12 protein-coding genes and 3 pseudogenes are annotated in these 13,653 nt (G+C 38.9%); 3 read left to right on the top strand and 12 right to left on the bottom strand.

From position 1 onward, the window contains the following. Positions 1-72 precede the first annotated feature (72 nt). The 3 genes from GSQ84_RS26590 to GSQ84_RS26580 all read right to left on the bottom strand — a co-directional run bounded on the left by GSQ84_RS26590 (position 73) and on the right by GSQ84_RS26580 (position 6,330). Positions 73-1,686, bottom strand: coding sequence for a RagB/SusD family nutrient uptake outer membrane protein (locus tag GSQ84_RS26590; RefSeq protein WP_158800433.1), 1,614 nt, complete (start codon positions 1,684-1,686; stop codon positions 73-75). A gap of 20 nt (positions 1,687-1,706) precedes the next feature. Beyond that, positions 1,707-5,009 (bottom strand): TonB-dependent receptor, encoded by a 3,303-nt coding sequence (locus tag GSQ84_RS26585; RefSeq protein ID WP_158800432.1) that lies wholly within the window; start codon positions 5,007-5,009, stop codon positions 1,707-1,709. 163 nt (positions 5,010-5,172) lie between these two features. Further along, the gene (locus tag GSQ84_RS26580; protein WP_158800431.1) at positions 5,173-6,330 is read right to left on the bottom strand and encodes a FecR family protein; all 1,158 of its coding nucleotides are present in this window, start codon (positions 6,328-6,330) and stop codon (positions 5,173-5,175) included. Positions 6,331-6,468: 138 nt separating this feature from the next. Between GSQ84_RS26580 and GSQ84_RS26575 the strand changes: the two genes are divergently transcribed. Next, positions 6,469-7,026: a sigma-70 family RNA polymerase sigma factor gene (locus tag GSQ84_RS26575; RefSeq protein ID WP_158800430.1), complete on the top strand. Its 558-nt coding sequence runs from the start codon at positions 6,469-6,471 to the stop codon at positions 7,024-7,026. Positions 7,027-7,194: 168 nt separating this feature from the next. Here GSQ84_RS26575 and GSQ84_RS26570 read toward each other — a convergent pair whose 3' ends face one another. After that, entirely contained in the window at positions 7,195-7,473 is a 279-nt protein-coding gene (locus GSQ84_RS26570) for a M48 family metallopeptidase (protein WP_158800429.1), read from the bottom strand. Positions 7,474-7,621: 148 nt separating this feature from the next. Between GSQ84_RS26570 and GSQ84_RS28535 the strand changes: the two are divergent. Then, a pseudogene (locus GSQ84_RS28535) lies at positions 7,622-8,454 on the top strand (YbfB/YjiJ family MFS transporter). Between the two features lie 35 nt (positions 8,455-8,489). Here GSQ84_RS28535 and GSQ84_RS28530 read toward each other — a convergent pair. Both GSQ84_RS28530 and GSQ84_RS26550 read right to left on the bottom strand, forming a co-directional pair. Next, a pseudogene (locus GSQ84_RS28530) lies at positions 8,490-8,582 on the bottom strand (AraC family transcriptional regulator); the annotation flags it as partial. Positions 8,583-8,697: 115 nt separating this feature from the next. Beyond that, a complete protein-coding gene (locus GSQ84_RS26550; protein WP_158800426.1) occupies positions 8,698-9,741 on the bottom strand; it encodes an NAD(P)-dependent alcohol dehydrogenase in 1,044 nt (347 codons plus the stop codon). Positions 9,742-9,841: 100 nt separating this feature from the next. On the opposite strand from GSQ84_RS26550, the gene GSQ84_RS26545 reads away from it, so the two are divergent. Then, a complete protein-coding gene (locus tag GSQ84_RS26545; protein ID WP_158800425.1) occupies positions 9,842-10,204 on the top strand; it encodes a helix-turn-helix domain-containing protein in 363 nt (120 codons plus the stop codon). A gap of 224 nt (positions 10,205-10,428) precedes the next feature. Here GSQ84_RS26545 and GSQ84_RS26540 read toward each other — a convergent pair whose 3' ends face one another. The 6 genes and pseudogenes from GSQ84_RS26540 to GSQ84_RS26515 all read right to left on the bottom strand — a co-directional run. Next, the gene (locus tag GSQ84_RS26540; protein ID WP_158800424.1) at positions 10,429-10,722 is read right to left on the bottom strand and encodes a hypothetical protein; all 294 of its coding nucleotides are present in this window, start codon (positions 10,720-10,722) and stop codon (positions 10,429-10,431) included. Positions 10,723-10,829: 107 nt separating this feature from the next. Further along, the gene (locus GSQ84_RS28525; RefSeq protein ID WP_158800423.1) at positions 10,830-10,985 is read right to left on the bottom strand and encodes a hypothetical protein; all 156 of its coding nucleotides are present in this window, start codon (positions 10,983-10,985) and stop codon (positions 10,830-10,832) included. Between the two features lie 71 nt (positions 10,986-11,056). Then, positions 11,057-11,521 carry a hypothetical protein gene (locus tag GSQ84_RS26530; protein WP_158800422.1) on the bottom strand — a complete coding sequence of 155 codons (465 nt, stop codon included), beginning with the start codon at positions 11,519-11,521 and terminating at the stop codon, positions 11,057-11,059. Then, positions 11,518-12,360 (bottom strand): annotated as a pseudogene (locus GSQ84_RS26525) (RHS repeat-associated core domain-containing protein); the annotation flags it as partial. The gene GSQ84_RS26530 and the pseudogene GSQ84_RS26525, both read right to left, overlap by 4 nt. A 201-nt stretch (positions 12,361-12,561) precedes the next feature. Beyond that, complete coding sequence (locus GSQ84_RS26520; RefSeq protein WP_158800421.1) at positions 12,562-12,726, bottom strand: hypothetical protein; 165 nt, start codon at positions 12,724-12,726, stop codon at positions 12,562-12,564. 451 nt (positions 12,727-13,177) lie between these two features. Further along, on the bottom strand, positions 13,178-13,653 hold a 476-nt coding region (locus GSQ84_RS26515; protein ID WP_216849050.1), incomplete at its 5' end, for a hypothetical protein.

The following is a 13,653-nucleotide window of genomic DNA, read 5'->3' as shown; positions in this document are numbered from 1 at the left end:
GCTCATAAAACTTAAATTAAATGATTTGTTTCTGGCAATTTTATCTTTCATTTTTCCTGCTCTACCTCAACTCTAATAGCCAGGGTTTTGCGTTGTATTTTTATTAAGGTCGATTTCAGTTTGTGGTACTGGCCACAAATAATTTTTATCAGCAAAAACTCTGGTTTCGATGTTTAACGGCGCACCTGTAATGGTGTATTTACCGGTGGGATCTATGGTGCCCAGTTTGGCCCCATAAACCGGTCCGGACATTACCTGCGGGCCAATTTTCCAGCGTTGGATGTCAAAAAAGCGGAGGCCTTCAAATGCAAGTTCAACCCGGCGCTCGTTGCGTACCAGAGCACGCAGGGAAGTTTGATTGTTATATACTGATAGATCAACAGGAGGCATGCCTGCCCTAACCCGTACCGCAGAAATATCATCATACACAGTACCATCAATTTTACCCATCTCTATTTTGGCTTCGGCATCTGTCAATAAAACTTCTGCATAGCGAATAATGGGCATATTCAACCCGGTATTGAATAACTGGGTAAAGTCGGTTAGGTTTGAGGTATATTTTTTTACCAGGTAAGCGCTTAGCGAAGTATTGTTACGGCTTGCATAATAATCAGCAGATGTTGTAGTAAAAGGATCATAGTGTGTAGGGCTACCGTTCACTTGTGTGAATGCTTCGCCAGGATACATAATGTTGGCTGCCAGGCGGGGGTCCCGGTTAGCATAAGGAGCAGCCGCATTGAAGCCGGACGCAGGATCGGTTATAGGTTTGCCATTGGCCATCTCATAAGCGTCTACAAGGCTTTGTAAGGGAGTGAAAGATGAATATCCGCCGGAAGAGTTTGATGATATTTCGCCTGGTATATGATTTGCATAGGTTGACTGGACAAATTGTGCCGATATAATGATCTCAGAATTATTGTTTTGGGCTACCATTCGGAAAAGATCGGTGTAACTCGGGTACAATGTATAGCCCATCTTCATTACTTCCTGGCAGTCGGCAATACAATCTGCATAATTACCAGTGTAAAGTTCAACCCTTGCTTTTAAGGCTAAAGCTGCACCTTTTGTAATGTGGCCGTCTCCCGAATTGGAGGCTACAGATAAATCTGCTGCCGCCGCTGCGAGTTCGCTAATGATAAATTTAACTACTTCGGCCCTTGGTGCTCTAACTGATGCAAGAGACTGGTCTGGCGTAAGTGGTGTTGTAATCAATGGCACATCACCATACAGCTGGCTCATTACAGAATATTTATACGCACGTATAAACTTCACCTGGGCTTTCATATTCGCTTTTAAGGTTGCATCCATAGGGGTTTTATCTATGTTGGCTAAAAAGAAGTTACACTTGGTGATCGTAGTAAAATCGTAAACGTTGATACCTTTAGTAGTAGGGTATGATAAAGGTCCAACAAGGGAAGGGTTAACGGTACCATTGCCATATACCAGGAAACCTTCCCATGGGTATTGGTCAATACCGTTATCTGATACGCAATCAAGGCCAGGAATTAAATCTGGATTTATCCAGCCATTATAAACACCTACAAGTGCTGTGTTGGCATCATTTGCCGAGGTCCATAACGTGTTATTGGTATATGCATCCAGCGGACTTCTGTCTAAAAACTCTTTTTTACAGGCCGAAAACAAAAACGGTAATGTGAATATAATTAAGATATATTTATTTTTCATGATTCCAATTTTAAGAAATGTTAAAAAGTTACATTTAGGCCGATAGAATGAATTTTAAGCTGTGGATAACCAGCTCCGTTTGCTCCGAGGGGAGCTTCAGGATCTATCCATTTGTAAAAGCTGGTATACGTTAAAAGATTTTGCCCGCTATAGTATACCCTAAGTTTTTTAATCCCTATAGTTTTTGCCCATGATTCCTTTATCGTATAACCTAATTGTACATTTTTTAAGCGCACGTAATTTGCATTTCTTACCCAAAATGACGAAACAGTAGATGAAGGGTCGTTCTGCGTATAATTAAGCCACAAGCGTGGGAAAGTGGCATTTGGATTGCTTGGCGTCCAGCTGTCTGCCATGGCAGAAGTTGGCTTACCCACTGCAATTCCGTTTTGGCCCAATGCAACTGACTGAATATAGTTTTTAACACCCGCGGCCCCCTGGAAAAACGCTGTAAAATCAAACTCTTTCCAATTCAGGTTTAAGTTTAAACCGAAGGTTACTTTAGGAAAATTAGAACCTAATACTACCCGGTCATTTGCATCGATCTTTCCGTCCCCGTTCACATCTTTATAGATCAGATCGCCGGGAGCGGTGTTCGGGTTGATACCGTTTTGGTTGGCATGTGCTTTAACCTGTGCTTCGTTCTGGAATATTCCTTCAGCTACATATCCGTAAAAAGAACCTTGAGGTTGTCCCACTGTATTGATAATACCGCCGTTTATTTGCGGTGCATTGGTGGTACCTAATTGTAACACTTTATTACTAATTAATGTAGCGTTTCCTGATATGTTCCACCTGAAATCGCCAGCCTTATCATGGTAGCTCAGGGCAAATTCCCAGCCAGCATTCCGATAAGTGGAACCATTTACAAATGGTGCTGTTAATCCATAAGTTTGAGGAAGTGTTACCTGATATAAAGCATCACTCGTTTTTTTATAAAAATAATCAGTAGTAAAGCTAAATACTTTCAAAAAATCGGCATCTAAACCAATATCTGTTTGTGCACTTTTTTCCCATACAATGTCGGGATAAACTCCGGCGGTTGGCGCAACGCCACCAACGGTAGTACCGCCAAAGGGATAATTTTGACCAGAGCTTACTGTGGCAATGGCCGGATAGTATCCTGTAATATCCTGGTTACCTAATTTACCCCAGGATGCGCGTAACTTTAAGCTGGACACTGCAGTTTTTAACTTTTTAAAAAAGTCTTCTTCAGAAACCCTCCAGCCTACAGATGCGCCCGGGAAAACACCCCATCGGTTGGCTTGAGAAAAGCGTGATGATCCATCATCCCTGATATCGCCTTCTAATAGGTATTTACCTTTATAATCGTAATTAACCCTGCCAAAAAAAGATCGCTGGGAAGCATCATAAGCGTCACTTCCTGTCGATTGATCTGCTGGCGGCGCTGTATTCAGCGTACTTAAACTATTGTTTACAAAATTTTGCCGATAACCGGTCAAATTGTAATTATGGCTGTATTCCTGCGATGCACCCGCTAACACTTTAATACTGTTATCACCTATTTTAGTTCCATACTCTAATAATGCCTGTGGCGAAACGTAGGTAAAGCTGCTGTAGTACTGTGTAGAATTATTAACATTTGCCTGACCGAGGGTGCTGCCATCGGGGTTATAATACTGCACAGATGCAATAAAATCAGAGTTTTGATTCGTATTCAGCTTGTAGTTTAATGATGGTCTAAAGTGGAGTCCTTTTATAATTTCCCAGTCGGCCCCAACGCTGCCCTGAAAATTATAAAAGTTTTGCTGATTAAATGAAGGGGAATTGATCCAGGCCAAAGGGCTTCCATCGGATATACTTCCATAATCGCCATTTTTAAAATATGCCGGGATGATTGGTGAAATCCTGTTGAACTGGAAGATCACCTGATCAAAGCCCGGGGAACCTGGACGTGAGCTTTGGGGCTCTAATACAGGTTGATAGGCATAGGATAAATACCCGAAAACTAATAAATTATCTTTTAATTGGGTACTTAAATTTAAGCGTGATGTGTATTTCTTAGTGTTGGTATTTTTAGTGATTCCATTTTCATCAAAATATCCCAAGGAAAGGGCATAAGTTGTTTTTTCACTGCCGCCACTCACGCCTATATAATGATTTTGTTGAAAACCATTGCCTTTATAAAATAGTCCCAGCCAATCTGTATTGGGATAATTATACGGATCTGAACCGTCTTTAAATTTTTGTATCTCCGCATCGCTATAAACAGGGGTAAGGCCTTCGTTTACCCGTGCCTGATCATACATGCTGGCTGCTTGCCATGACGGAAGATAATCAGGCAAAGCTATAGCTGAGTTTTTACCAAAAGAGTTCGTATAGGTAATTACCGCAGTACCCTTTTTCCCCTTTTTCGTAGTAATTACAATAACGCCGCCCGAGGCGCGGTTTCCATAAATTGATGCGGACGCCGCGTCCTTTAAAACAGAGACATTGTCAATGTCGTCCGGATTGATGTTATTCAGTTCATTGGTACCGGAAATAACACCGTCAATAACCACTAATGCGCTGGTCGTATTCAAGGATTGACCTCTGAGGTTAATAGCGCCTGCGTCTTTACCCGGCTGACCGCTAGTGGATACAACCGTAAGGCCTGCAACCGTTCCCGCCAGGGCATTGGTAACACCTGTAACGGGGCGGTTCTCCAATTGTGCGGCGCCAACTGTTGCAACAGCACCTGTGAGGTTTGCTTTTTTCTGGGTACCATAACCCACAACCACAACTTCAGAAAGTTTTGAATCCTGATCTGCTAAAACTACATCTACCCTGGTTTTAGTACCAACAGTTATCTCCTGAGTTGTAAATCCAATAAAGCTGAAAGTTAGGGTATTATTACCGTCAGGCACATTGATGGAATAATTTCCGTCCGCATTTGTTACTACACCGGCATTGGTTCCTTTTACCCGGACAGAGACACCCTGAACAGGCAGCCCTTTAGCATCTTTTACGGTTCCCGTTATAGTAATCGGCGGAATAACCATTCTTTTTTTTAACGCCTTCTCCTCGTCATTTCTTTTCCTGATCACCACTGTATTTCCATTGATTACATAATTCAAAGGCTGATCGTAGAAACACTTTTCCAGAACTTCCGGAAGGGGGTCATTCGCTACTGATAAGTTAACCGGTTTAGCTATACTGATCATGTCAGCATTGTAAATGAAGCTAAAGCCGCTTTGGTTACCAATACTTGCCAATACCTCTTTTAATGGTGCATTTTTAACGTTTAAATCAATTTTCTGCTGGTAGCTTGCAGCGCTTACATGCAGGAAGGCAGCAAGCCATAAAACGACAGTTAGTTTCATTGCTCTGAGAAATTCAGGTGACACACGGAAATAAAAGCCGCAGGTTCTTATAGTAAAGATTTTATACATATGGTTGTTTGATTAGGATTGTTAATGAAGACAATTGAGATATAATACCATAACATGGCTTCCCATACCTGGTAGCTCATTCTTTTGTAACGGATTACTGGATAACTGTTACCCTCCTTCCTTCTACTTTGAATTGTATAGTTCCTGTTAATTCCAGGTTTTTTAATAATTCATCAATATTTTTGTACTTAGATATTTTACCTCCAAAACTTTTATTTACTGATCCCTGGTATACTACGTCTACATCATACCACCTTGCTGCCTGTTTCATAATGATGCGTATATCCGTATTATCAAAAAGGAAATACCCATTTTTCCAGGCCATAGCTTTTTCAATATCTGCCTTTCTAACCCTGATAGCGGTTTGGTTATTTAGGGAGGTTCCCATCTCGCCGGGTTTAAGCATGGCCACGGTTGCGTCTTTAACTAATCTTACAGAACCCTCCAGCAAGGTTGTAGTTACCGCCGCATCATCGCTGTAAGCACTTACGTTAAAATGGGTGCCCAACACTTGTATATTCGTCCCGTTAGCTTTTAAAAGAAAGGGTTTGTGTTTATTTTTCGCAACTTCAAAGTAAGCTTCGCCTGTTAATGTTACATTTCTGCAGCTTCCGGCAAAAGCTACAGGAAAACGCAAAGATGAAGCTGCATTTAACCAAACCTTGGTACCATCAGACAATACCACCTCATACTGACCACCCCGGGGAGTTGTTATCGTATTATTTCCATCATTGCCGGTGCTTCCTTTATCGCTATTAAAATGATAAGTAAGCATCCCATCTTTTTCCTTACAAATCTGAACGCCGTGTTGGGTAACCAGCTTTCCGTTTTTAGCACTTGCAAGTGTGATTGTTGATCCGTCAGCCATTGTAAGAATAGCTTGATTTCCACCAGAATGAATATTTGGGTATCTTACTGTGGTAACAGGAAAAGAAGATGGGCTTTTATGAAAATTTGACTTGAAAAAAAATAAGGTGATTGATGTGACCAGTATTAACATAGCAGCTATTTTTAAAAACATTGCGGTGACTGGTTTAAGCAGTACTCGTTTTTCAGTGGTTTTTCTGCTTTCAGTCAAACGCTGCCAAATCCGATCCTGTACATCTTGTTTATTTAGCCCTTTTTCGTCCCAGCAGGTATCAACCAATTCAATATTATCCTGGTAAGCATTCAGCAATTCTATCTCTTCAGGGGAACAAAGCCCGGAAAGATTTTTCCTGTACAGGATCAGGTATTCTTCTTTGGTGATCATGAATAGATTTATTATTTGGTTAATAGTAAGTATTGAAATAAGCTTCTAACTCACACACTTTTAAAAATATTATTTGGGAATAAGTCAATTGTTAATTGTCGAATATTTTTATAATTTTAACCAACCAAATATATACCTATGACTTCTGATAGTGATGTTGATTTATGGAGCGCCGTCCGTAACGATAACGAAGCTGCATTTACTACCCTTTTTAACCGGTATTGGGAATTATTATATCATACATCTTTCCGATATTTAAAAGATCACGAAGTAAGTGAAGAAATTGTGCATGATATCTTTCTAAGTATTTGGAGTCGCCGTAAAACGCTGGAAATAAACTTGTTGAAAAACTTTCTTTTAAAATCGGTACGCTATCAAATATATAGCCACGCAAAGGCCAGCAAATTGTCATTCACTTTTACAGATCAAAGCGCTTATGAAAACAAAGTTTTTGAAGCGAATGAAGGTGAAATCCGTATGATAGAAGTAGAATTGGAGTGGGAACTGGATAGACATCTCAGTCAGCTTCCTCTTCGTTGTAAAGAGATTTTTAAAATGAGTAGAATTAAAAACCTTTCTAACCAGGAAATAGCAGTGGAATTGGGAATATCAAAAAGAAGTGTTGAAAATCAGATCACTTTAGCCTCAAAGCACTTAAGACATAGTTTTGGATTTATTGCTGCCATTAAAGTCTGAGAAAAAGGAAGTAAAACGCTCTCTTAAATGATAGATTTAAGGAGGCAATGCTTGTCAGTACTTTTGTGTCGGGGTAGAAGGGTATTTAATTATTAAAAAGGCGAAATTTTAAAGAGCAATAATCTTATCAACTCTGTCATTGAGTTGATAAGATTATGATAGATTCTGTTACTGTTTTTTTTCCTCATTTAATACCTTCTGTAATTTTTCCTTGCTTTCCGGAATTGGTTTCAACGTTAAAGCTTTTTTGAAACTCTCTATAGCTTTAGTTTTATCCCCGATTTTAAGATAATAATCGCCAATTGAATCATAACAATTGCCGCTGTTAGGATTGTTAGCAATGTTGAGTTTGAATAAAGTTTCTGCTTTTTTGAATTGATTAGCAGCCATCATTTGATATCCAAAATTATTGATCTGGCTTTCATCTGGTTTAACAGCATAATCCATTTGTTCAGAAACGTTTTTGTAATGTGCAACCAATAACGAATATAATTTGAAATTGGGGTTTTTTAATTCACTGTCGTAAATTTTAAGTTTATAAAATTCATTTTATTTCCTGATCAGGTTACTGGCCGGTTTCGCAGAAGGTGTGATAATGGTTATCACCGCACCGACTATGTTCAAAAATGCTTCACCAGAACGTAAAGGCCTTATTGGCGGTATTATATTTTCAGGTGTTGGTATAGGCATAGCGCTCGCAGATACAATTATTCCTTTTTTGGTTTAGCAAGGATTGCAAATTACATGGTTAACATTTGCTGGCTTGTCTTTTTTGCTGACTTTACTTATTTGGAAAGGTTGGCCTGAGGGTAGCAACGAAAAACATACACCGGAGCCAGGCCAATCATCTCACACCAATAAATATGTATTATGGTCGGGACCTGTCATCTTCCTTATGTTATCTTATGCATGTAACGCTGTCGGTTTTGTCCCGCATACTGTATTTTGGGTAGACTTTATCAGCAGAGGTTTGCATAGAGGTATTGAAGCAGGTACGCGCTTTTGGGGGTTATTAGGCTTGGCAGCTGCAATCGGCCCGGTTCTTACAGGAGCTATTGCGGACAAAATAGGTTTTGCTAAAAGTATAAAAATTAGCGTGCTAGTCAAAGCAATAGGTGTTGTATTGCTTTGATATCTACAGCGAAGTGGAGTTTGGCCCTGTCAAGTGTTTTTGTAGGTAGTTTGGCGTTGGGCATAAGTTCATTAGCTGCAGGCAGGACTACCGAACTTGTATGGCATGGACAACAAAAGCAGGTTTGGAGCCGTATGACGGTGGTATTTTCAATAATGCATGCTGGTACCGCATACTTATTATCCTTTCTGTTTTCAGTGGAACATTCCTATCAGCTGCTTTTTCAAATAGGGGCTGCGACATTACTTGCGGGTAGTATTTTAGATTACCTTTCTACTAAATTTGCAAAACACTAATTGGAACAAAATACGCAATTTGAAAGCCATATGGCTTAATTTAAGATGCGCCTGAATTCTGCCGGCGTGAGATTTGTTTTTATTTTGAATAATCTGGTAAAAGATGGCGGATGTTCAAATCTTAAATGATAGGCTAGCTCGTTGCGCCAGCCCCGGCATTAATTTGCCTAAATAAAGCCTAGTAAATATCGTGAAAAAATAGAAGAGTTATAGAGACTTTATAACTCTTCTATTTTTGACTAGTTATCTAAGAGTGGACAGATCTATGACAAAGCGATATCTTACGTGTCCTTTTATCATGCGATCAAAGGCGGGATGAATTTCTTTAATATCAATCAATTCGATCTCAGAAACGATATCATGTGCTGCACAGAAATCCAGCATTTCCTGGGTTTCGGACAATCCACCGGCCCCAGAACCTGCAACCACCTTGTTACCATTAGGCAAAGAAAACGGAGAAAGTGAAAACGGCTCATTAGGAATGCCAACACAGATGTGTACTCCGTCTGTTTTAAGTAAAGTGATATATAAATTTAAATCGTGTTTAGCAGAAACGGTATCCAAAATAAAATCAAATTTACTCTTTACTGTTGCCAACTCTTCCACATCGGTAGTTACAACAAAATGGTGGGCACCGAGTGCTTTGGCATCTTCTCTTTTGGTTTCCGAAGTGCTCAGTACGGTAACCTCAGCACCTAGGGCGATACCGAATTTAACGGCCATGTGTCCCAATCCACCTAAACCTACCACAGCTAACTGATGACCTTTGCCGACTTTCCATTTTTTTAAGGGTGAATAAGTGGTGATCCCTGCGCATAAAAGTGGTGCTGTAGCTGCCAGGTTAAGTTTATCCGATATCAGATGAGTGAATTTTTCATCTACTACAATTACATTTGAATAGCCACCATAAGTTGTTAATCCGTCATAACCTTTGCTGCCATAGGTTTGTACGGGGCTTACCGAACAGAACTGTTCCTGGTGTGCCTGGCAGTCTGGACAGGTGCCGCATGAATCCACCATGACACCTACACCTGCGTGGTCTCCTATTTTGAATTTGGAAACCTCCTTTCCTGTTTCAATAATGCGTCCGACGATTTCATGGCCCGGCACCATCGGAAAAGTGCCTGGTCCCCAGTCACTATTTACCATATGCAGGTCGGTATGGCAAACACCACAAAACAAAATCTGTATTAATACATCACGTGTCCCAATTGTTCTTCTGTCAAATTCCCAGGGTTCTAATTTACTGCCTGAACTTTGAGCGGCATATCCTTTAGCTTTTATCATCTTTATTTTCTTTATTTTTTATCAAAATTAGTCATATTTGCTATCTAAACGATAGCGCTTTCAGTTTGGATAGCACTATCTAAAGGTATAGTAGTAGGATATGGAATCAATAAACCAGGAAAAAGAGGACACATTAACAGGAGACTGCGGCGAATGGATCATGCCGGTAAAAGACGCACTAGATGCTTTACATGGCAGGTGGAAAATTCCTATTATCATTGCCGTGTCTTTCGGCAGTAAACGTTTTAACGAAATAGCACGTGAGGTTCCGGGTATTACGGATAAAACATTATCAAAGGAGTTGAAAGATCTGGAAGTAAATCAACTGGTGAGCCGGAAAGTAATCAACTCTTTCCCTACACGTGTGGAATATGCTATCACTGATCACGGCAGGAGTTTAAAAAATGTAATGATAGAATTACGTTTATGGGGAAGAGCGCATAGGGCAAAAATTTTTGAATAAGGATCTAGCTGATGGATGGTTTTAGCGCGTATTTGTCAATGATATTTGATATGTCTTCTACTGAAATAGCTTTATTCTTAATATTTGTCGACTCGGCGGGACGATTGTTGAACCACTTTTTATTTGATTTGAAAAAGCTTGAGATGCTTCTTATGATTAAGATTTTAATAAATTCAGAAATTTGCTGTTTACAGTTTTCAAAGAGACCATTTAAATAAGGGAGATTACGATATTATTTTGTCAAATAAGTATTTTGCTAATAATCCAATTAATCCTTCTTTTGATATCTGACTTAATCCATCAATATAGTTAAACCCAGATGTTAATCGGTCCTGATTGCCTATTTCATTACCCCCTCCAAGGCCCGCTTGATTTAATGCCTCGCTTTGAGATTTGGAAATTTGATCTCCAGCGTCCTGATAAGCTTTATCACTATTACCGTATACTGTAACTTCTGGCAATGATAATTCGAAATTTGCTGTAATATAACTAGAAATTTCATTTGTAGTTGCGGTCATTCCACCCTGACTAATGTAATTCAGCAAGCTGCTAATTTCTCCTGCATCGGTTATCTTCGTCTCTTCATTAGAAATAACTTCGTATAAGCCATGGGGATCGACATAGTTTACCGGGCTATTAAAACAATATCTGTAAGGGGTAAATTTGAGGCAGATTCCGCCAAAGCATCTGCTACGTTCCACCTGCCAATTACCGGATCATATTGTCTGACTCCACAATCGTATGTTCTTAATTCATCTTGGATCTCCTTACCATTATACAAGTATTTATTAATTTAAGATACGGGACTCGGCTGATTTGGCCGAACTTGGATTACTTAGTAAGTTTAACACTTTAAAATGTATCTTTCCACCATTTCCTTATTTTTCCTTCCAATGACGGCCTTTGCTTTACATGTTCCGTAGCAGGATATTTAATATTTTGTTTAATTATCTTATCTCTATTATAATTAGCCATCACAATTGTAGTGTAAATTGTGAATAAGAAATAAATAATTATTAATATACCTCCTCTAAGATCTTTAGTGAAATCACATTCTAAAAAACGTATATCTTTAACAAAAAACAAATAATTAAGTATCCATATTGCCCCCATAGGGATTAATATGTAATATTTATTAGGCATTAGCTCTTTAAGAATATCCTTATAAACTAGATAGGAATATATTGTATTTAGATTAAAATATATAAGAATAGTACTTATTGTGGATGTATATATTAAAGGAATGTCTTTTTCTTTAATTCTATCAGTATAAAAACGGTATAGTCTGAATAATAAATAATTATATGCTCTCATCATTGTGTTGGTTTATCAAACAAAGTATTTCCGGAATAATGTTCATATAAATATTTCCCACCAAAGTAGCCAATACTTACTGCCGCCCCCCAAGGTCCTAAAAAGCCAATAGCTCCAAGTGTGGCATCCACAGAAGCCTCTGTCCCTGATATTTGTCCTGTTTTATATTGATAATAAGTTATTCCTAATCCGGCAGTTCCGGCAAGATTTCCAGCTACCCTTAGGACTGCACCTGTCGTTCTTAAAGCACTTGTTGATACCTCTGCATTGCCAACGAATGTTTTAATAAATGTTGTTTCTAGTGGAGCTCCATACAAAGAGTTTGCCTTTATAATTTTACCTATCCGATTTCCAGTAGCTCCGGTGCCATATCCCCAACCAGCAGCATAATTGCTGATGGTACCATCATTTTTAGATAACCAGTTAACCCCCTGATTACCTGTTCCATTCCCTCCCCCAAGACCCGCTTGATTCAATGCCTCGCTTTGAGATTTAGAAATTTGATTTCCAGCGTCCTGGTAAGCTTTATCACTATTACCGTATACTGTAACTCCTGGCAATGATAATTCAAAATTTGCTGTAATATAACTAGAAATTTCATTTGTAGTTGCGGTCATTCCACCCTGACTGATGTAATTCAGCAAGCTGCTAATTTCTCCTGCATCGGTTATCTTCGTCTCTTCATTAGAAATAACTTCGTATAAGCCATGGGGATCAACATAGTTTACCGGGCTATTAAAACAATATCTATAAGGGGTTAAATTTGCGGCAGATTCCGCCAAAGCATCTGCTACTTTCCACCTGCCAATCACTGGATCATATTGTCTGGCCCCGTAATCATAATCTCCTAATTCACAACTTTTGGATAATAAGCCTCTATGCTAAAATATTAGCCAGATAATATAGCTCAAGGGGCTGCCTCAAACACATATTGCAGTCACTACTCCAAATTTCCCAGAGCTCACGGTGCCATTTTTTAAACTTAGAAGATCTATTCCCATTCCAGCAACACGACCAGCTATACCAAAATACACTGTTCCAATTTACATCTCATTATGGCCCGATTGCTTCCTGATTGCCAGCAGTATTAAAGAATATTTACCGTTTTCACCCAGCCAGACCACCGCTAAGAACCATTCTTCCAATTGCATCGAAAGATAATCCTGTATTGTCAAACCGAGACTTAACCTTTGTACCCTGATTGGCATCTTTCTCTTAATTTAAAAGTATACCTATCATATTCTAGGAAATGATGTTAGTACAAAAATTTCCGTAAAATCACTAAACCAATACCTATCAGAAGTATCGGTATGAAAAAGCTAATTAGGAAAAATAAAATGTATTTCTTGTTGTTATACTTATAAGTTAGACTTAACTCCTCCATTATGTGATCATAACTTTTCAAGTATGACCTATGCATAAAAATGAATACTATTAAACAAAAAATTATTGAAAATGTAAAAAAAAACAACTTATTAAAGGAAACGAGTCGTCTGCTAATAAGAAACATGTAAATTATTCCAAAACAGCTAAAAAATCCGTTACAAAGTATTATTGAAACCGTGTTAATGCACCGTAAACAAATATCATTAGAATTAATTCTAGAGAGCATTAATAAAAAATTATGGGTTATAAAAAGTAAATATTTTATCATTTTCGTCATTTATCAAAGATATTTTGTTCAATTGATTTACCTGTAAAAGCCCACGATCCCAACTCTCCTAAGCCGTAACCTAATGCAATGCCTCCTGTTACAGGCCCTCCAATAATTGCCACCGCACCGTAGACAACCGTACCAGTCCAAAAGCCTAAGTGATCTCCTGTAGACAGTCTTGCATTAGGATCCAACAACTTACTAACATAAACAGCAGTATTTAAAATTTGCCCTGCAGCGCCTAAATATTTTCCCGCTGTACTTACTATTCCTAATGTTCCTCTTAAAGCGGCGGCAGTTTCTTGTGTACCAAATCCAATTTCTCTTGCAAGTAATTTGGGACCTTGACCATCCGCAAAATGCCTTATTGCCTGAAGTCCAACTTCCGCACCTCCCCATGCAACTTCACCCATATTTGATATCTGACTTAATCCATCAATATAGTTAAACCCAGATGTTAATCGGTCCTGATTGCCTATTT

The sequence above is a fragment of the Pedobacter sp. L105 genome, assembly GCF_009765875.1.
In the GTDB taxonomy this organism is placed as follows: domain Bacteria; phylum Bacteroidota; class Bacteroidia; order Sphingobacteriales; family Sphingobacteriaceae; genus Pedobacter.
This window is presented reverse-complemented; position numbering and strand designations above follow the sequence as displayed.

Excerpts from the sequence above, each read along its gene's own strand:
- GSQ84_RS26590 (WP_158800433.1), bottom strand. The coding sequence starts at position 1,686 with ATGAAAAATAAATATATCTTAATTATATTCACATTACCGTTTTTGTTT.
- GSQ84_RS26585 (WP_158800432.1), bottom strand. The coding sequence starts at position 5,009 with ATGAAACTAACTGTCGTTTTATGGCTTGCTGCCTTCCTGCATGTAAGC.
- GSQ84_RS26580 (WP_158800431.1), bottom strand. The coding sequence starts at position 6,330 with ATGATCACCAAAGAAGAATACCTGATCCTGTACAGGAAAAATCTTTCC.
- GSQ84_RS26575 (WP_158800430.1), top strand. The coding sequence starts at position 6,469 with ATGACTTCTGATAGTGATGTTGATTTATGGAGCGCCGTCCGTAACGAT.
- GSQ84_RS26570 (WP_158800429.1), bottom strand. The coding sequence starts at position 7,473 with ATGGATTATGCTGTTAAACCAGATGAAAGCCAGATCAATAATTTTGGA.
- GSQ84_RS26550 (WP_158800426.1), bottom strand. The coding sequence starts at position 9,741 with ATGATAAAAGCTAAAGGATATGCCGCTCAAAGTTCAGGCAGTAAATTA.
- GSQ84_RS26545 (WP_158800425.1), top strand. The coding sequence starts at position 9,842 with ATGGAATCAATAAACCAGGAAAAAGAGGACACATTAACAGGAGACTGC.
- GSQ84_RS26540 (WP_158800424.1), bottom strand. The coding sequence starts at position 10,722 with ATGACCGCAACTACAAATGAAATTTCTAGTTATATTACAGCAAATTTC.
- GSQ84_RS26530 (WP_158800422.1), bottom strand. The coding sequence starts at position 11,521 with ATGATGAGAGCATATAATTATTTATTATTCAGACTATACCGTTTTTAT.
- GSQ84_RS26520 (WP_158800421.1), bottom strand. The coding sequence starts at position 12,726 with ATGCCAATCAGGGTACAAAGGTTAAGTCTCGGTTTGACAATACAGGAT.